The following is an 18253-nucleotide window of genomic DNA, read 5'->3' as shown; positions in this document are numbered from 1 at the left end:
CGGCCTCAATGCCCCGCCATGTGGCGGCCGATTTCGGTGAGATCAGCATCGCTGCCGCGGGTCTCGTAGACCAGCTGGCCGTGGAACATCACGACCAAGCGGTCCGACAGCTCCAGCAGCTCGTCGAGATCCTCGCTGACCAATAGCACGGCGGCGCCGCGATTGCGCGCGGCCATGATCTCGGCGTGGATCTGCGCCACCGCCGCGAAGTCGAGGCCGAAGCAGGGATTGGCGGCGATCAGCACCTCGACGTCGTGACCGAGCTCGCGCGCGAGCACGGCGCGCTGCACGTTGCCGCCCGACAGTGCCGAGATCGGCGTATCCGGCGTGCGGGTCTTGATCTTGTAGCGGTTGATCTTGGTTGTCGCGCCCTGGCGGAAGGCAGCCTTGTTCAGCCACCAGCCGCCGCGGGCGAACGGCGCGCGGTCGAACTCACGCAGCGCGATGTTGTCGGCGACGCTCATGCCGCCGACGCAGGCGTTCTTCAGCGGCTCCTCCGGCAGCAGCGACATCTTGTGCCGGCGCATCTCCTCGCGGCTCGCCACATAGGCCTCGCCGGAGACCCGGATTGCGCCGCTCTCGGCCTCGCGCTGGCCGGCGAGCACCTCGACCAGTTGGCGCTGGCCGTTGCCGGAGACCCCGGCAATGCCGACGATCTCGCCGGCGCGCACGGTGAGCGACAGGTTGTGCACAGCGAGGCCGCCGGAATCGTCGCGCGCCACCAGCTTCTCGACCTCGAGCCTGACGTTGCCGGCCTCGCCGGTGCGCGACGGCTGCACCGTGAGCTGCTCGGCGCCGATCATCATCCGTGCCATGTCGTCGGGCGTCAGTTCGGTGACCTTGCCGCGGCCGGCGAGCTTGCCGCGCCGGAGGATGGTGACGTCGTCTGCGAACGCCATCACCTCGCGGAATTTATGCGTGATCATCAGGATGGTCAGCTCGCCGGCCTCGACCATCTTGCGCAGCATGCCCAGGACCTCGTCGGCCTCGCCCGGCGTCAGCACCGAGGTCGGCTCGTCCAGGATCAGGAAGCGGCGCTTGAGATAGAGCTGCTTGAGGATCTCGCATTTCTGCCGTTCGCCCGCGGAGATGTCGGAGACCTTGGCGTCGAGCGGCACGCGGAACGGCATCCGCGCCAGGAAGGCCTCCAGCTCCTTCTTCTCCTTCGCCCAGTCGACCACGGCTGGCACGTCGTCACGCGCCAGCACCAGGTTCTCGGCGACCGTCATCGCCGGCACCAGGGTGAAGTGCTGATAGACCATCCCGAGGCCGAGCGCGTGCGCGTCCCTGGGATTGTTGATGGCGCGCTCGCGCTCGGCGATCAGCACGTCGCCCTCGGTCGGGCGGTAGTAGCCCATGATGCATTTGACCAGCGTCGACTTGCCGGCGCCGTTCTCGCCGAGCAGCGCGTGGAACGAGCCAGGCCTGACCTTCAGCTCGACATTGTCGAGCGCGGTGAACGCGCCGAAGCGCATCGTCATCGCGATGGCCTCGACGCCGAACGCGCCTGATGGCGTCGGATCGTCGCCGATCACGACAGCGCCTCGATCAGCGCCGCGGAGGTCGCGACCGCGCCGAACACGCCGCCCTGCATCTTGATCATCTTCAGCGCGTGATCGTGGTTGCCCTTGTCGGTGGCACCGCAGCAGTCCGACAGCAGCACGCATTCGAAGCCGCGGTCGTTGGCCTCGCGCATCGTGGTGTGGACGCAGACGTCGGTGGTGATGCCCGTCAGTACGATGTTCTGGATGCCCTTGAGGCGCAGGATCAGCTCGAGGTCGGTGGCGCAGAACGAGCCCTTGCCGGGCTTGTCGATGACGATCTCGCCCGGAGCCGGCGCCAGCTCGGGGATGATCTCCCAGCCTGGCTCGCCGCGCACCAGGATGCGGCCGCACGGGCCGGGGTCACCGATGCCGGCGCCGATCTGCTGCGAGCGCCAGCGCTTGTTGGCGGGCAGGTCGGACAGATCGGTGCGGTGGCCCTCGCGGGTGTGGATGATGCAGAAGCCCTGCGCGCGCATGACGCCGAGCAGGGTCTTGATCGGCTCGATCGGCGCCCGTGTCAGCGACAGGTCGTAGCCCATCTTGTCGACATAGCCGCCGACGCCGCAGAAATCGGTCTGCATGTCGATCACGATCAGCGCGGTGTTCTCAGGGCGAAGATCGCCGTTGTACGGCCAGGCATAGGGCTCGGAGCGGATGGTGCGCGCGGTCATGATGGACTCCGAAATCAGCGGGTGATGGACAGCTCGGCCGGCGCGCCGCTCAAGGTGCGCTTCGGCGAGCAGGTGATGATCATGATGAGCAGCGTCAGGATGTAGGGCGCGGCGTTGAAGAGATGATAGCCGGAGGTGACGCCGACCGATTGCAGCGCCGGCCCGAGCGCGGCAGCACCGCCGAAGGCCAGCGAGGCCCACAGGCACAGCATCGGGTCCCAGCGCGCGAAAATCACGAGCGCCACCGCGGTGATGCCTTGGCCCGAGGAGAGGCCCTCGTTCCAGCTGCCGGGATAGAACAGCGACAAAAACGAGCCGCCGATGCCGGCGAGGAAGCCGCCGGCCATGGTGGCGCGCAGCCGGATCATCAGCACCGAGTGGCCCATCGCGCGCGCCGCATCCGCGCTCTCGCCGGCGGTGCGGATCAGCAGGCCCCAGCGGGTGGTTCGGAATGCCCACAGCAATAGCGGCGCGAGCACGACGCCGAGCAGGAAGAGGACGTTGATGCGCAAGGCCGCGCGGACCTGCGGCACGTCGCTCCACCAGCCGAAATCGATCGCCGGAAGCCGCGCCGCGGTCGGCTCGATCAGCGGCTTGCCGAGGAAGAAGGCGAGCCCGGTGCCGAACAGCATCAAGGAGATTCCCACCGCGACGTCGTTGACGCGCGGCAGCGAGCAGATGCCGGCATGCAGGGCGCCGAGCAGCGCGCCGGTGAGGCCGGCGGCGAGCACGCCTGCCCACGGCGATCCCGTGAGATAGGAGATGCCATAGGCGCTCATCGCGCCCATCACCAGCGTACCCTCGAGGCCGAGATTGATGCGACCGGAGCGCTCGGTGATGCATTCCCCCAGGCTCACGAACAGGAACGGCGTGGAGACGCGGATGGCGCCGCCGAGCACCGCCAGCGGCACGGTCCAGAGCCCGATATTGCCGTCAGCCATGGATCAGGACTTTCCCTTGAGGACACCGATGCGGCCATAGAGCGCGTCGCTCGCCAGCACCGAGATGAAGATGATGCCCTGCAGCACCAGCACCGAGGCGTCGGGCAGGCCGAGCCTTCGCTGCAAGAGGCCGCCCGAGGCATTGATGCCGCCGAGCAGGATCGCGACCGGAATGATTGCCAGTGGATTCTGCCGCGCGAGGAAGGCGACGAGGATGCCTGTGAAGCCGTAGCCGACGGCGAGATTGGCATTGGTGCGCCCCTGGACCGCGGCGACCTCGACCATGCCGGCCAGGCCAGCGCAGGCGCCGGCGAGGAAGCAGACCGTCAGGATCAATTTGCCCACGGAGAGGCCAACGATCTTTGCGGCCCGGATGTTGCCGCCGGCGACGCGCGCGGCGAAGCCGAACGTGGTGTGATAGATCAGCACGTAGGACGCGATCGCCGCGATCAGGCCGAACACCAGGCCCCAATGCACGTCGGTGCCGGGAATGCTGCCGATCATGTTGGCGGCGCCGATCTCGCGCGTCGACGGCTTGTTGAGGCTCGCCGGGTCGCGCATCGCGCCTTCGACGAGATGGTTGAGGATCGCGAGCGCGATGTAGACCAGCAGCAGGCTGGAGATGGTCTCGTTGACGCCGCGATACTGGCGCAAGGCGCCGGACAGCAGGATCCACAATCCGCCGCCGGCCATGCCGGCGATCACCATCGCGATCTGCACCACCAGCGGCGGCATGCCCTGCAAGGCCAGCGCGGCCGAGGTCGCCGACAGCGCGCCGATCAGCAGCGCGCCTTCGCCACCGATGATCACCATGCCCAATTGCGCAGGCAGGGCAGTGCACAGCGCCGTCAGGATCAGAGGAGCCGCGCGCGTCAGCGTGTTCTGCCAGGAGAACCAGGTGCCGAACGCGCCGTAGTACATGTACCAATAGAGATCGAGCGGGTTCTTGCCGAACAATGCGACGAAGATGCCGAACACCAGCAGCGCGGCGACCAGCGCCGCGCCCGGAATGAGAATGTATTCAATGCTCGCGCCGTAGCGCTGCAGGAAACCTGCATCCGCGGCCGGCGCGATGGCGGCCGCATCAACCGGATCGGCCGCCTCCGTGGTCATGACGTCGCTCCGATCACGCCCTCGACCAGGTAGTCCATCTTCTCGAGCTCCGGATCCTTCTGGCCGCGCTCGGTGCCGGCGGTGATCACGGTGTTGCCCTTGTTGTCCTTGATCGGGCCCTTGAAGATCGTATAGCCCTCGCCGAGGAACTTGCTCTTGATCTCGTCGGCGTGCTTGCGCGCCTGCTCGGACACCGCCTCGCCATACGCCGAGATCTTGACCACCTCTTCCTTGAGGCCGCCGCGATAGAAGTTCGGAATGCTCTCGCCGGCCTGGAGCATCTTGACGAACTTCGGATACAGCGCTTCCCAATTCCACTCGGCGCCCGTCAGATAGGCCTTCGGCGCCAGCGGCGACTGGTTGACGTGATAGCCGGTGACGAACGCGCCGCGGCGCGCGGCGTTCTCGACCATCGTCTTCGGACCGTCGACATGGCAGGTCAGGACGTCGATGCCCTGGTCGATCAGGCTGTTGGTCGCCTCGGCCTCCTTGACCGGCATCGACCAGTCGCCGGTGAAGATCACCTGCGTGGTGGCCTTGGGATTGGCAAGCTGCGCGCCGAGGGTGAAGGCGTTGATGTTGCGCAGGACCTGTGGGATCGGCTTGGCGGCGACGAAGCCGAGCCTGCCGCTCTTGCTCGTGTAGCCGGCGACGATGCCGGCGATGTACTGCGCCTCGTCGATATAGCCGAAATAGGAGCCAGCGTTCTTCGGGTCCTTCTCGCTCCAGAGGCCGCCGCAGTGCTCGAAGCGCAGCTTCGGGTACTTCGCCGCCATCTTGATCATGTGCGGATTGTAGTAGCCGAACGAGGTCGGGAAGAGCAGGGTGGCGCCGTCGAGATTGATCATCGACTCGATCGTCTTCTCGACCGCGTCGGTCTCCGGCACCTTCTCCTCTTCGATCACCTTCAGCCCGGGCAGCTTCTTCAGCGCCGCCGCACCCTGCGCATGCGCCTGGTTGTAGCCGTAGTCGTCGCGCGAGCCGACATAGATGAAGCCGATCGTTGTCTCCGCGGCGAAGGCCGGCCGCAGGCCCGCGGCCGCGCCGAGCGTCAGCGCCGCGCCACCCTGCAACAGATGCCGTCGTGAAATCCTGCCAAAGTCCATTGGTGAGCTCCCTCGGCGGGTCGATCCGCCCGCGCTGTCATCTCGGCTTCACCGCCACACGGCGGAGCCTCGAAAGGGAGTGATCGCAAGCTTTGTGCCAGCGGCTTTCAGCGCGGCCGAGGAGCTAAGTCACTGAAGTGTTTGTGTTTTGTGGCTGACTGCAAACTGGGCAGTAGCGTGACACGGCAATCATTAGCCTATTAATTGATCAATCGACTGCAATTGTATGCAATGAGTTCGGCCGGGCGGGACCCCCAGACGGTCAGCCGCGCGCCTTCGCGAAGCGCGGCGGTCAGATCCCGGGCGTGAATGCCGACGTCTTGGGGGAGGCGCCAGGCTCTCTGGGAAACAGTCGGCTCTCTCCACGTCATTGCGAGGAGCGCAGCGACGAAGCAATCCAGTGTCCCGTCCACAGCGCTGGATTGCTGCGCTGCGCTCGCAATGACGGATGAGAGCGCAGAACGCAGCAGGGCTCAGAGGCCACGCTTTGCATGGCGTCCTATTGCATGAGAATTCGTCGCGCCGCTCTCAGATCCCGAGCAGCCAGACCGCGACGATGGTGCCGATCACGGCGAGCCCGCTGATCGTCCACCCCGTCACATAGGCGCCGTCGTCCGATCCCGCGGGATCGACCATCGTGTCGCGCCAGCCTTCGTCCTGCCAGTGCCCCTGTTGGTACGCCATGCGAACCTCCTCGAGCCTGCCTCCCCATGGAATAAGTCGGACGCCCCTCGAGAAGGTTCAACCCCAAGCTGAAATCTTCGTTGCATGCGCTGCAACGCAAATCTCCGACATCCCCTCTGGTCAGGCCGGCGAAACGTCCTAAGCTCGCAAACGCGTTCCACGAAGAGAACGAGCAGTCGCCGGGGCGGCATGGCCGTCCCGCAGCAGGGAAGGAAGATCATCCGATGAAGGATTTCGCCGGCAGGATCGCCGTGATCACCGGGGGCGGCACGGGCATGGGCCGCGAGCTCGCGCGCCAGCTCGTCGCCGAAGGCTGCAACGTCGCCATGTGCGACGTCTCGACCGAGGCGATGGCCGAAACCAAGCGGCTGTGCGAGGCCGAGAAGCTGCCGCAGGGCCTGCGCGTCACCACCCATGTCGCCGACGTCTCGATCGAGGCGCAGCTCCAGCGTTTTCGCGATGAGCTCGCCGAGCAGCAGGCCACCGACAAGATCCAGCTGCTGTTCAACAATGCCGGCATCGGCGGCGGCGGCAGCCTGTTCACCAATTCAAGAGAGCAATGGGAGCGCACCTTCAACATCTGCTGGGGCGGCGTCTATCTCGGCGTCCGCACCTTCCTGCCGATGCTGCTGAAGGCGGACGAGGCTCATATCGTCAACACCTCGAGCGTCAACGGCTTCTGGGCCTCGGTCGGCATGGGTGTTTCGCACACCGCCTACAGCGCCGCAAAGTTCGCGGTGAAGGGATTTACCGAAGCGCTGATCAACGACCTCCGCCTCAACGCGCCGCACATCAAATGCTCGGTCGTGATGCCCGGCCATATCGGCACCTCGATCGTGTCGAACTCGCGCAAGGTGCAGAGCGGCACCGAGTCCGACGAGCTCAGCGAGACCGAGATCGGGCTAGCGCGCCAGCGCATGAAGGGCATGGGCATCGATGTCTCCGCCATGAGCGACCAGGACATCCAGGCCGCCGCCCGCGAGCGCGCCCGCAGCTTCCTCGAAGACGCGCCGACGACGGCGGCGCAGGCCGCGAAGATCATCCTCGACGGCGTCAAGGCCGACCAGTGGCGCATCCTCGTCGGCGAGGACGCCAAGCTGCTCGACATGCGCGTCCGGCAGTCGCCGGAGCAGGCCTACGAGCCGGAGTTCTTCCAGCGCTTCGCGCAGGAGGCGGGCTGGAAGCTGGGGTAGGGTTGGCGTACGCACGCCTCGACGGTGCCAGTGATTGCGCCCTCTCCCCTTGTGGGAGAGGGCTACGCTGATATCAGCGTCGTGCTCACTTGGGTGAGGGGTTGTATCCACAGAATCGCCGCCCGTATGGAGAGAGACCCCTCACCCGGATTCGATGCTACGCATCGAATCCACCCTCTCCCACAAGGGGAGAGGGTGCACCGTCCGTGCGGCGAGACACGACTTTCAACTAATTAGTCGGCCGCTGAGTTTTACCTCGACGACGCCACCCGGTACGCCATCCGCGTGTGGCTCGGGCAATAGGGCAGGCCCTCGATCGGCTTGGAGCCGCAGAAGCAGAAATCGTCGGCGCCGGGGGTGGAGATCGGCCAGCGGCAGCGCTCCTTGGAGAGTTCGAACAGCGAGCAGCCGTTCTCGACCGTGCCGACCGGCTCCTCGACAACGATCGGCGGCGGATCGTTCTGGACCGCGCGCAGGATGCGGCGGCGCAGCTTCGGCACGGGACGGCGGGCGCCATCGCGTGTCGTCTCGGCGCGAACCACGCGCCTGGTGTCGCCGCCATTGTCGCGCGTCAGCGCCAGGCGGGAGATCTTGCCGATCACGGCGTTGCGGCTGACGCCGAGCTCGGCGGCGATCTCTCGGCAGGTCAGCCCGGCCTCAAAGTGCTGCTTCAGGGCCTGGAGCCGTTCCTCGGTCCAGGTGGGGAGTGTCTGTCGTTCGGCGGGCATTGTTGTCGCTTCCAAGTTTGATCCGTCCTGGATCGTCCTGGCCGACGGCTGCACCGAAACTGTTGTCCGCGCTGCGTGTCCCTAGCTTACGCCCGTCCGTTGTCGCGAATCGACAGCAGCCCATCCTTGATGGCGAGCCGGATGCCTTCTTCAATCAACGTTCTGCAGACACCCGGAACGCTGGTGCCGTGGGTTCCCTGTTTCACGAGCTTTTCGAGATAGCCGATGGTTGCCAGGGCTAGGGTTACGGGGATGCGGTCAGTTTCGGCTTTTTCCGTCGCCATGCCTAAAAGCTAGTCCGTAACCGATGTACAGAAAAGTAACTTTTTAGACTCTATTAGGAATCGGATTGGTTGTACAGCGGCTTGGGGATAACTGGTTAAGATATTGAATTTTATGGAAATATGACGAATCGGGCTGGTCGCGGCGGTGACTCTCCGCCCGCTCGGCGAGTCCGGGCCCGGAATGGTACGGGAAGCACGGGCCGGGAAGATTCGCGTGGGCCGCGGTGTCCGATGGTTTCTTCAACCGCCGCCGTGCCGCGGGGCACCTGATCGGGGAGCCCTGGCGGAATTGTCGGCTGAAGAGGCGGACGGTCGCTCGCGGCTTTTCCGGTCGGTGCGAGAAAATTCGTCATTCCAGAAATAACACTTTCGCTTTTCCGGAAACTGTGCTTTAGTGCCGCCATCCCGCCTCACTCGGAAGGGGCGTTGCGCGCGATCGTCACGACACGCGAGGCGGGGAGCGATGGCCGCGATGGAGCCGCAGCGTATCCGCGAGGATGCGCGGACGAACGGCTCGGCGCGGACGTGAAGTCGCAGCGTGCTGACACCCCGACGCTGGTGTCACGTTCGCGACGGCGCTTGCGCGCCGCGCGGGCAATGGTGGCCAACAAGCCCGGCGCACCAGGCAGACTGCGTATAAGCGTGAACACCATCGCGCAGGGAAGGCCGGGCGTTCTCGGCTGCACCTGTGGTACCTGCCGCCTGCATTTTTCTCGCAGGCGGGCCGCAGGCGCCAGCCGGCGCCTGGCCTTCCCTGCGCCCTCCGACTTTTGAGAGGGTGAGATGATGGCATGACTCGGCGCGAGCGGCGCGCGAGGATGATAGATCGTGTCTCTTGGAGTGAACGAGGGTTGCACTTCAAATTCGGTCGTCATCCCCGCGAACGCGGGGGATCCAGTACGCCGCGGCCTGTCGAGGACTTACGCCTGCCTCTGGATAATGGGTCGCCCGGTCGAGCCGGGCGACGGCAGCGGGGCGAGCCGCGCCAGCGTGCCCGACACAAACCTCACCCGTGCACGACGGCCTTCGCGATCATGCAATGAATGCCCTTGGAGCCGTTGACGGTCTGGGTCACCCGCAGGTCGGCGGCGAGGCTGCACAGCGTGTAGGCGTCCTCGCGCGACAGGTTGCGCTTCTCGCCGAGCAGCACGATCATGTCGCGCAGTGCCCGCACCGCGCATTGGTCGAGATCGGGGTCCATCGCCATCGTCATGTAGTGCGTGGCGGTCTCGGCGCGTGGATAGTCGAACTTGAGATCCTTGCGCACGGTGAGGCGGAAGCGGCCCTGCAGCGCGGTCTCGATCGCCGTGACGCAGACCTCGCCGTCGCCCTGCACGCCATGGCCGTCGCCGCAGGAGAACAGCGCGCCCGGCACGAACACCGGCAGATACAGCTTGGCGCCGGCACCGAGCTCCTTGTTGTCGAGATTGCCGCCCATCGCGCGCGGGATCAGCGAGGTGATGCGGCCCCAGGCGGGCGGCGGCGCCACACCCATCACGCCGAAGAACGGCGCCAGCGGCAGCTCGAGCCCCCACGGCAGCTTGCCGACCATCCGTTCCTTGTCGAGCGGGATGTTCATCAGCCGGCTCTCGTGGAAATCGTCGGGCAGGGTGCCGGCCAGCGGGCGGATGAAATTATAGCCCCAGTCCTGGCGCAGCTGGACGTCGAGAATGTCGACCTCGAGCACGTCGCCGATTTCGGCGCCGTTGACCGCGATCGGCCCGGTCAGGATGTGGCCGGGCACCATGCGCTCGCTGCGGGCGTGGACGTCGAACAGCTCCGGCGGCACGTGGAACTTGCTGGTATCCGGCACCACGTCGGGTCCGCCGCTGATCGAATCGATCGTGACCTCGTCACCGCTGTCAACCGTGAGCACCGGCTTCAGCCGGGATTCGAAGAAGCCCCAATGGCAGGTCTCGGGGCTGGCGTGCAGATGATGGTGGGCCATGATGCTCTCGTTATTGCCGGTTCGAGCCTGAGCATAGCGCATCACATGGCGTTCGCAGAGAGATGGCAACGCATGGCGGCTGTCGTGTATGAGGGCGGCCGTGGCACTTCACCCCGCGCCGGAGCTCGCAATGTTCTTTGTGCTGTCGAAGACGCTCGGCCTGCTGGCACTGCCGACCAATTTCATGATCGCGCTGGGCCTGCTCGGTGCCATCCTGATGCTGACCCGGTTTGCCGTGCTGGGGCGCAGGCTGGTCGTCTCGGCCATGCTGCTACTGGCGATCGTCGGCCTGACGCCGCTCGGCAGCCTGATGCTGTATCCGCTGGAGAGCCGGTTTCCGAAATGGGATCCGGCGAACGGTGCGCCGGACGGCATCATCGTGCTCGGCGGTCCGGTCGATTCCGATCTGTCGGCAATGTACGGCATGCCGGTGACGGTGGCGGGCGCGGACCGGGTGATCCAGGCGGCCGCGCTGGCGCGGCGCTACCCGACTGCACGCATCCTGTTCACCGGCGGCAGCGCCAATCTGATCGCGACCGAGGCCAAGGAGGCCGATGTCGGCGCCGAGATCCTGCTCAGCCTCGGCGTGCCCAGGGAGCGGCTGCTGCTGGAGCGGCAGTCGCGCAACACCTACGAGAATGCGATCTTCTCCAAGGCGATGATCTCCCCGAAGCCGGGCGAACGCTGGCTGCTGGTGACCTCCGCGTATCACATGCCGCGCTCGGTCGGGCTGTTCCGAAAAGCGGGCTTTCCGGTCGAGCCCTATCCGGTGGACTGGCGCGTCGGCCGCGTGCTGGATTTCGACGGCATCTCGCTGCTCGGCCTGCGCCGCGCCGACATCGCCGTGCGCGAATGGGTCGGGCTCGTGGCCTACCGCCTCCGCGGCCGCATCGACGATCTGTTTCCCGGGCCGGCCTAGGCGGTTGTTGTGCCGAAGCCCGCCGCTTTCGCTGCCAGCTCGCCGCGCACGCGCGCGACGACCGGCTCGTAGCGACAGCTCGAATCCTGCCGGAACAGGCGCGCGCTCGGATACCACGGGCTGTCGTCGCGATCCCTGAGCCAGCGCCAGTCGGCCAGGTAGGGCAGCATGATCCAGGTCGGCCGTCCGAGCGTCGCGGCGAGATGCGCGACGCTGGTGCAGACGGTGACGACGACGTCGAGGCAGGAGATCAGGGCGGCCGTCTCGACGAAGTCGGTCAGCTCGGCGGTGAGGTCGCGGATGCCGCTCTGCTGCGCCAGCATCGTCCTGTCCGCGGGCCGCAGCTCCTTTTGCAGGCTGATGAAATCAGCGTCGACATCGAGCAGCGGCAGCAAGGTCGACAGCGGCATCGAGCGGTTGCGGTCATTGCCCTGGTGCGGGTTGCCGGACCAGACCAGCCCGACGCGCAGCCGGTCATGCGACCCCAGCCGCTGCTCCCAGGCCGCGATGCGCTCGGCCGGGAGCGGCGGCAGATAGCCAGCGGGCGGGATGGTGGCGAGCGTGGTGCCGAAAGCGAGCGGCAGGCTCATCACCGGGCAATGCATGTCGAAGGCGGGTCGCTGCAGCTCCGGCGCGTACGCAAGACATTGCGACACGCCTTCGACACCGGCCAGCAGCGGCCGCAGCGCCTCGCGGACCACCAGGATCACCCTGGCGCCGCGCGCGGCGAGCATCGGCAGGTAGCGCGCGAACTGGATGGTGTCGCCGAAACCCTCGTCCTCCTCGATCAGGACGGTCTTCCCGGCGATATCCTCTTTGCCCAGCCATTTCGGCTCCGCAAAGCGCGGATATTCGGGCGAGAAATCCGGCATGTTCCAGCGCGCTTCGCGCCGTGCCCAGCCAGCGGCGTAGTCGCCACATTGCAGCTCGACATGGGCAAGCTGCCAGGCCGCCTTGGCGTTGCTGGGCTCGATCGCGAGGATCTCGCGGTAGACCGCGGCCGCCTCCTCGAAACGCAGCGCTTGCAGCAGCGCGAAGCCCTTGTTGTGCAGCACGTCGACAAAGCCCGGCCGCAGCGCCAATGCCTTGTCGAACCAGACCAGCGCCTCGTCGATCCGGCGCAGGCAGACGAGGGCGTCACCGAGATTGTTGCAGGTCAGCACATCGGTCGGCGCCAGCGCCTGCGCGCGTTCGCAATCCGCCAGGTAGTCGTCGTAGCGCTTCAACCCGCGCAGGCAGCGGGCGCGCATCTGCAGCGACTGCAGGTCGCCCGGCTGCTGCGTCAGGCAGATCGTGAAGGCCTGGGCGGCTTCCTCGTAGCGCTGCTGCTGATGCAGCAGCAGGCCGCTCTGGAACGCGGCCTCACGGTGCACGGGATCGATCGTCAGCGCGTGCTGATAGCTCAGCAGCGCCTCGGCGCCGCGGTCGAGCGCCAGCAGTACGCCGCCCATGTGCTTCCACAGCTCGGCGTCGTCGGGCTTGAGCTGGATCGCCTTGTCGAACACCGCGAGGGCGTCGTCGAGCCGGCCCATCTGCTTCAGGGTGAAGCCCAGGCTGGTGAGATAGTCGATCTTCGGCGTCTGCCGGATCGCGCGCGAGAACCACGCCACGGCATGGTCGTGCTGACCGGTTTGCAGCGCAATAATGCCCATCAGCGCAAGGCTGTCGGCATGGGTCGGGTCGGCGGCCAGCGCCTGCTCGCAGCACATCTGGGCATCGAGCAGACGTCCTCCGCCGAGGTGATGCAGTCCCGCCTCGTAGAGCGCGGCGGGCGACAGCGCGGGCGTTCCGCCGGGGCCGGCCGTTGCGCTCTCGGCGCCTTCCTTCCGGTCGCTGCGGGTCATCGTCTGGTCCTGTCCGAGGATCGAAAATTCATAAGTGATTCCCGCGATATCGAGAAGGATCACGGTATGGCGGGTGAGCCCGGACGGCGGAAATACTGGCATCATCAGGTGCGACGGTCTAACAAGCCGCCCGAAGCCGAACCACACGCGGCGCGGACGCCCGGTGCGGCAGGGAGGGAACGCCACATGCAACAGCCGAACGCGGCAGACAGGCTGGACCTGGCGGCCATGGTCGCCGATCTCAACAGCCTGCTGCGGCTGAAGACGACCGTGATCGGCATCAAGATGTTCGCCCGCGTCGAGGACATGGAAGCGATCGAGAAGATCCGCCGTCCCAACGCGGTGCACACCACCGACCAGATCGTCAGCATGGCGTCGCGGCTCGGCTGGACCGTCGGCATCACCGGAGATGATCTGGTCGGCGCGCAGTGCCGCGCGGTGATCGGGCTCGGCCCGCAGGACGAGGCCTGGCTCGACGGCGCGAACTATGTCGGCGTCTGGCACGGCACGGCGGAGGATGCGCGCAAGCGGCAGGAGGCGCTCGACGTGGTGCCGTTCGGCCGCTACCAGGCGATGGCCGTGAGCCCGCTGGCGAGCGGCCGGCTGGATCCGCCGGACATCTGCCTCGTCTATGCGACGCCGGGACAGATGATCATCCTGATCAACGGCCTGCAATATGTCGGCTACAAGAAGTTCGAATGGGGCGTCGTCGGCGAGACCGCCTGCGCCGATTCCTGGGGCCGCGCGCTGAAGACCGGCGAGCCGAGCCTGTCGCTGCCCTGCTTCGCCGAGCGCCGCTATGGCGGCGTGCCGGACGAGGAGATGCTGATGGCGCTGAAGCCGTCCGATCTCGCCAAGGCGATCGCCGGCATGAAGCAGCTCGCCAGGAATGGCTTGCGCTACCCGATCGCCCCTTACGGCATTCAGAACGACGTCCGCGCCGGCATGAGCGTGTCTTATGGAAAGAAATAGAACCACATCCGCCGTCATTGCGAGCGAAGCGAAGCAATCCAGAGTCCTGTCCGCAGCCCTGGATTGCTTCGCTTCGCTCGCAATGACGGAGCAACTGATTTGCAGCTGATCTCCAGGGAACACCAATGACCTCATCGAAATTCGATCTCGTCGTCTACGGCGCCACCGGCTTCACGGGCAAGCTCGTGGCTGAATATCTCGCCACGCAATATCGCGGCGACGCCTCGCTGCACTGGGCGATGGCCGGCCGGAGCCTGGACAAGCTCGCTTCCGTGCGGGACGAGATCGGCGCGCCCACCGACACGCCTCTCATTGCCGCCGACGCCTCCGATCCGGCGTCGCTGCAGGCGATGGTGGCGCAGACGAAGCTCGTGCTGACCACCGTCGGTCCGTATCAGCTCTACGGCAACGAGCTCGTCGCCGCCTGCGCCGAAACCGGCACCGACTACGTCGATCTCTGTGGCGAGCCGGTGTGGATGCGGCAGATGATCGACAAGCATCAGGCGACCGCCGAGAAGAGCGGCGCGCGCATCGTGTTCTCCTGCGGCTTCGATTCCGTACCGTTCGAGCTCGGCGTCTACTTCGTGCAGCAGCAGGCGAGACGCGTGCTCGGCGCGCCGGTCGCGCGCGTGAAGGGCCGCGTCCGTGGCATGAGCGGGACCTTGTCGGGCGGGACGGCGGCCAGCGCCAAGGCGACATTCGATGCGGTCGCCAAGGATCTGAGCCTGGTAGCGATCCTCAAGGACGCGTTCGCCCTGACGCCCGGCTTCAAGGGGCCGAAGCAGCCGTCAGGCAACAAGCCCGTCTATGAGGAGGATCTGCAGTCCTGGACGGCGCCGTTCATGATGGCGCTGATCAACACCCGCAACGTCCACCGCTCCAACATGCTGATGGGTTTCCCGTACGGCCAGGACTTCGTCTATGACGAGATGGTGCTGACCGGTCCGGGCGAGAAGGGCGAGGCCAACGCCAAGAAGGTGATGGCCGCCAATGCCGAGAAGACCGGACCGAACGCGCCGAAGCCGGGCGAGGGGCCGTCGAAGGAAGAGCGCGAGAACGGCTACTACAATCTTCTCTTCGTCGCGATCGCCCCCGACGGCCGCCAGGTCCGCGCCTCCGTGAAGGGCAACCGCGACCCCGGCTACGGCTCGACCTCGAAGATGATCAGCGAATGTGCCGTCGGCCTGTTGCGCGACGGAGCTGGCGTGAAGGGCGGTTTCTGGACTCCGGGCGCGGCGCTCCAGGACAGCCTGATCAAGCGGCTGGTCGACCATGCCGGCCTGACGTTCGCGGTGGAGGACTAGGAGGCTGCGATGTGCGGACCGATCCCTGCGGATCAGCCCGCGTCGACCTGGTGGGCGCGGGTGGCGGCGATCATGCCCCACATCGTGCCGAGCATCAGGAAGAAGTGCCGCCAGTGATCGGTATCGATGATGAAGCTTTCGCCGACGGTGCCGAGGAAGGCTGCGAAGATTGCGATGTAGGTGCGCTGCCAGGGCACGCGCACGAGCAGATAGCGGAAGCCGAGGACGACGGTGGTGAAGACCAGCGCAGGATAGCAGATGCCGGACAGCCAGCCGCCCGACATGAAGGCGTTCAGATAGGAGTTGTGGGTGTCCTCGGGGAAGTAGTTGTGGAATTGCAGCGGCCCGATCCCGAACGGCAGGTCGAGCGCCATGTCGGCGCCGAGGATGTGGCGGCCGAACCGGCCGAACCGGCCTTCGTCGTAGCTCTGGTCGAAGCTCGCCCGCTGCTTGAACATGTCGGCGATGGAATCGATCGAGAGCAGTACGCCGATCAGGACTAGGCCGGCCACGGCAGCCGCGAGCGTCATGACGATGATGCGGGAGCGCTCGCGGGGCGAGGTGCTGGTCAGTACCATCAGCGCCAGCATGAAGGCCGCCGTGAGAACGAGGCCGCCCCAGGCCGCGCGCGAGAAGGCGAGCAGGATGGCGAGCGCCATCACGCCGAGGGCGAAGCTGGCGCGCAGCGTCGCTGCGAAGCGGGCGGTGACGACATTCTGCAGCGCCAGCAGCGCCGGCAGGATCAGGAATGCGCCGAGAACGTTCGGGTCCTTGAACGTACCACGCGCGCGGCCATACAAGGTGAGGAGATCGTAACCGCCCGGCACCAGATGGAAGTAGCCGGCGACACCTGCAAGGGCCGCGATCGCGCCGCCCATCACGAGGCCGCGCCGGAGCATGTCGAGCCGCGCTTCGGTGTCGTCCGATACGAGCATGGCGATGAAGATCGCCGTGAACGCCATGTACCAGGAGGTGGCGATCCAGGTCGAGATCTTGGAATCGTCGAGCAGCGGTATGGCGCTGATCGTGTAGCCCAAATTGACCAGGACGAGCAGCAGCAGCAGCGGGACGAACACGAGACGCAGCCTCATGCCAGTCGCAATGAACACTGCTGCGGACGCGAGTGTCACGAGCTCGTAAGGGCTGGGTTCGATAAAGACGATAGCGCCGGACGCGCCGACCAGCCAGACCAACGCGCGCTGCAGGGCGACGACGCCCGGAGGGGCCATCGGCCTGGATGCGAACTCTCCGGCTGCCGCCGTCATGGCCATCGCGAACTCACACTCATACGCAACGCAGGGCGGGATCGGCCGGACACACGCGCGGAGAGGGCCTGCGCCCGCTCCGGATCCCCGCAATCAATAAGCGTTCTCGCTCTTGGTCATCAACGCCAGCGGCGTCTTGAGCAGGATGTAGAGGTCGAACAGCACGGACCAGTTCTCGATGTAGTAGAGGTCGAACTCGACTCGCTTCTGGATCTTCTCCTGGTTGTCGATCTCGCCGCGCCAGCCGTTGATCTGCGCCCATCCGGTGATGCCGGGCTTCACGCGGTGGCGCGCGAAATAGCCGTCGACGGCCTCGTCGAACATCCGGTTCTGCAGCTTGCCCTGAACCGCGTGGGGCCGCGGGCCGACCAGCGACAGGTTGCCCTTGAACACCACGTTGAACAGCTGCGGCAGTTCATCGAGGCTGGTCTTGCGGATGAAGCGGCCGACGCGGGTCACGCGCGGATCGTTCTTGGTGACGACCTTGGACGCCGTGGGATCAGCCTGGTGGTGATAGAGCGACCGGAACTTGAACACGTCGATGCGCTCGTTGTTGAAGCCGAACCGCTTCTGCCGGAACAGCACCGGTCCCGGGCTGTCGAGCTTGATCGCGAGCGCGACCAGCGCCATCACCGGCAGTGCGAGCAGCAGGATGAGGCCGCCGACCAATCGGTCAAACAGCATCTTCATCACCAGATCCCAGTCGGTGATCGGCGCCTCGAACACGTCGAGCGTCGGGACCGCACCGAGATAGGAATAGGAGCGCGGGCGAAAACGCAATTTGTTGGTATGGGCCGAGAGGCGGATGTCGACCGGCAGCACCCACAGCTTCTTCAGCATGTCGAGGATGCGGGTCTCCGCCGAGATCGGCAGCGCGAACAGCACGAGGTCGACGCGGGTTCGGCGCGCGAACTCCACGATATCATCGACCTTGCCGAGCTTCGGCGCGCCGGCACAGGTCTCGAGCGAACGGGAGTCGTTGCGGTCGTCGAACACGCCGAGGATCTCGATCTCGGAGTCGTCCTGCGCCTTCAGCGCACGTACCAGATCTTCGCCGCTCTGGTCGGAGCCGACGATGATGGTCCGTCGATCGAGGCGCCCTTGTCGGGCCCAGCTGCGGATCAGGTTGCGCAGTACGACGCGGCTCGCGATCAACGCGCCGAGTCCCACGAAGAAGAACGCGGCGAGCCAGAGACGGGAAACTTCGCTGCCGATCTTGGCGAAGAAGGACAGTCCGATGAACAGCAGGAACACGAAGCAGTAGGACGAGATCATCCGAGTCATCTGCCTCACCTGGGCGCGGAAGACCTGGATCTGGTAGATGTCGGCGGCCTGGAAGCACACCACCGCGCTCACGGCGAGGCCGACGATGGCAACGAGATACTCCCAATGGAAGCCGCTGAGCGGAACCACGTAGCCGAAATAGACGGCGCTACCGACGACACTCAACAGCACGAAATCGGTGATGCGGACGATGCCGGCGAGGACGATCGGAGAATAGGCGCGGTGAACCTTCTGATTGGCGACCGCCAGGGCCGCCGGCGACAGGCGACGACGGCGTTCAACGGCCGGCTTGCCTGCCGCGGCCGTGGATGCGGCCGCGGCCGCAGCAGCATCCAACATCGAGCGAGCGTTGATCGGTTCCACAGTCGTACAAGCCCGGATTATGTTTGTTAGTATTTGTGGTCATGTAAGCGCTGATAGCGCCGGGGGAAATTCCCTACCGGCGGGATTACG

General features: G+C 66.0%; 16 protein-coding genes. 4 read left to right on the top strand and 12 right to left on the bottom strand.

From position 1 onward, the window contains the following. Positions 1-5: 5 nt before the first annotated feature. From ACQR1X_RS18280 to ACQR1X_RS18255, 6 genes are all read right to left on the bottom strand, one after another. Entirely contained in the window at positions 6-1481 is a 1476-nt protein-coding gene (locus ACQR1X_RS18280; protein WP_434874444.1) for an ABC transporter ATP-binding protein, read from the bottom strand. Between the two features lie 50 nt (positions 1482-1531). Next, the gene (gene biuH, locus ACQR1X_RS18275; protein WP_434899322.1) at positions 1532-2215 is read right to left on the bottom strand and encodes a biuret amidohydrolase; all 684 of its coding nucleotides are present in this window, start codon (positions 2213-2215) and stop codon (positions 1532-1534) included. A gap of 14 nt (positions 2216-2229) precedes the next feature. Then, on the bottom strand, positions 2230-3156 hold the full coding sequence (locus tag ACQR1X_RS18270) for an ABC transporter permease (RefSeq protein WP_315775139.1): 927 nt from the start codon (positions 3154-3156) through the stop codon (positions 2230-2232). A 3-nt stretch (positions 3157-3159) separates the two neighbouring features. Further along, positions 3160-4269 (bottom strand): ABC transporter permease, encoded by a 1110-nt coding sequence (locus ACQR1X_RS18265; protein WP_434899321.1) that lies wholly within the window; start codon positions 4267-4269, stop codon positions 3160-3162. Further along, complete coding sequence (locus ACQR1X_RS18260; protein WP_434899320.1) at positions 4266-5375, bottom strand: BMP family ABC transporter substrate-binding protein; 1110 nt, start codon at positions 5373-5375, stop codon at positions 4266-4268. Before ACQR1X_RS18260 ends, ACQR1X_RS18265 begins: the two co-directional genes overlap by 4 nt. 528 nt (positions 5376-5903) lie before the next feature. After that, the gene (locus ACQR1X_RS18255; RefSeq protein WP_315711478.1) at positions 5904-6059 is read right to left on the bottom strand and encodes a hypothetical protein; all 156 of its coding nucleotides are present in this window, start codon (positions 6057-6059) and stop codon (positions 5904-5906) included. A gap of 224 nt (positions 6060-6283) precedes the next feature. Between ACQR1X_RS18255 and ACQR1X_RS18250 the strand changes: the two genes are divergently transcribed. Further along, on the top strand, positions 6284-7252 hold the full coding sequence (locus tag ACQR1X_RS18250) for an SDR family NAD(P)-dependent oxidoreductase (protein WP_316181505.1): 969 nt from the start codon (positions 6284-6286) through the stop codon (positions 7250-7252). A gap of 251 nt (positions 7253-7503) precedes the next feature. Here the strand turns inward: ACQR1X_RS18250 and ACQR1X_RS18245 are convergent, their stop codons facing one another. From ACQR1X_RS18245 to ACQR1X_RS18235, 3 genes are all read right to left on the bottom strand, one after another. Beyond that, positions 7504-7980: a GcrA family cell cycle regulator gene (locus tag ACQR1X_RS18245; protein ID WP_315799652.1), complete on the bottom strand. Its 477-nt coding sequence runs from the start codon at positions 7978-7980 to the stop codon at positions 7504-7506. Positions 7981-8066: 86 nt separating this feature from the next. Beyond that, complete coding sequence (locus ACQR1X_RS18240; protein WP_006614936.1) at positions 8067-8264, bottom strand: hypothetical protein; 198 nt, start codon at positions 8262-8264, stop codon at positions 8067-8069. Between the two features lie 1006 nt (positions 8265-9270). Further along, positions 9271-10212: an acetamidase/formamidase family protein gene (locus tag ACQR1X_RS18235; protein WP_316181504.1), complete on the bottom strand. Its 942-nt coding sequence runs from the start codon at positions 10210-10212 to the stop codon at positions 9271-9273. A 130-nt stretch (positions 10213-10342) separates the two neighbouring features. Between ACQR1X_RS18235 and ACQR1X_RS18230 the strand changes: the two genes are divergently transcribed. Beyond that, entirely contained in the window at positions 10343-11131 is a 789-nt protein-coding gene (locus tag ACQR1X_RS18230) for a YdcF family protein (protein ID WP_316181565.1), read from the top strand. Here the strand turns inward: ACQR1X_RS18230 and ACQR1X_RS18225 are convergent. Beyond that, positions 11128-12975, bottom strand: coding sequence for a tetratricopeptide repeat protein (locus ACQR1X_RS18225; RefSeq protein WP_434899388.1), 1848 nt, complete (start codon positions 12973-12975; stop codon positions 11128-11130). The two genes, ACQR1X_RS18230 and ACQR1X_RS18225, sit on opposite strands and share 4 nt — an antisense overlap. A gap of 186 nt (positions 12976-13161) precedes the next feature. On the opposite strand from ACQR1X_RS18225, the gene ACQR1X_RS18220 reads away from it, so the two are divergent. Together ACQR1X_RS18220 and ACQR1X_RS18215 are read left to right on the top strand one after the other, a co-directional pair. Then, on the top strand, positions 13162-13947 hold the full coding sequence (locus ACQR1X_RS18220) for a DUF169 domain-containing protein (RefSeq protein ID WP_316181501.1): 786 nt from the start codon (positions 13162-13164) through the stop codon (positions 13945-13947). A 125-nt stretch (positions 13948-14072) separates the two neighbouring features. Then, the gene (locus ACQR1X_RS18215) at positions 14073-15251 is read left to right on the top strand and encodes a saccharopine dehydrogenase family protein (RefSeq protein WP_434899319.1); all 1179 of its coding nucleotides are present in this window, start codon (positions 14073-14075) and stop codon (positions 15249-15251) included. Positions 15252-15283: 32 nt separating this feature from the next. Here ACQR1X_RS18215 and ACQR1X_RS18210 read toward each other — a convergent pair whose 3' ends face one another. Both ACQR1X_RS18210 and ACQR1X_RS18205 read right to left on the bottom strand, forming a co-directional pair. Beyond that, entirely contained in the window at positions 15284-16522 is a 1239-nt protein-coding gene (locus ACQR1X_RS18210; protein WP_434899318.1) for an O-antigen ligase family protein, read from the bottom strand. Between the two features lie 87 nt (positions 16523-16609). Further along, positions 16610-18139, bottom strand: a complete 1530-nt coding sequence (locus tag ACQR1X_RS18205) for an undecaprenyl-phosphate glucose phosphotransferase (protein ID WP_434874434.1) — start codon at positions 18137-18139, stop codon at positions 16610-16612. Positions 18140-18253 lie beyond the last annotated feature (114 nt).

The organism is Bradyrhizobium sp. HKCCYLRH3073 (assembly GCF_051167995.1).
Lineage (GTDB): Bacteria > Pseudomonadota > Alphaproteobacteria > Rhizobiales > Xanthobacteraceae > Bradyrhizobium.
The sequence above is the reverse complement of the archived record's forward strand: the minus strand, read 5'-3'. Positions and strand labels throughout refer to the sequence as shown.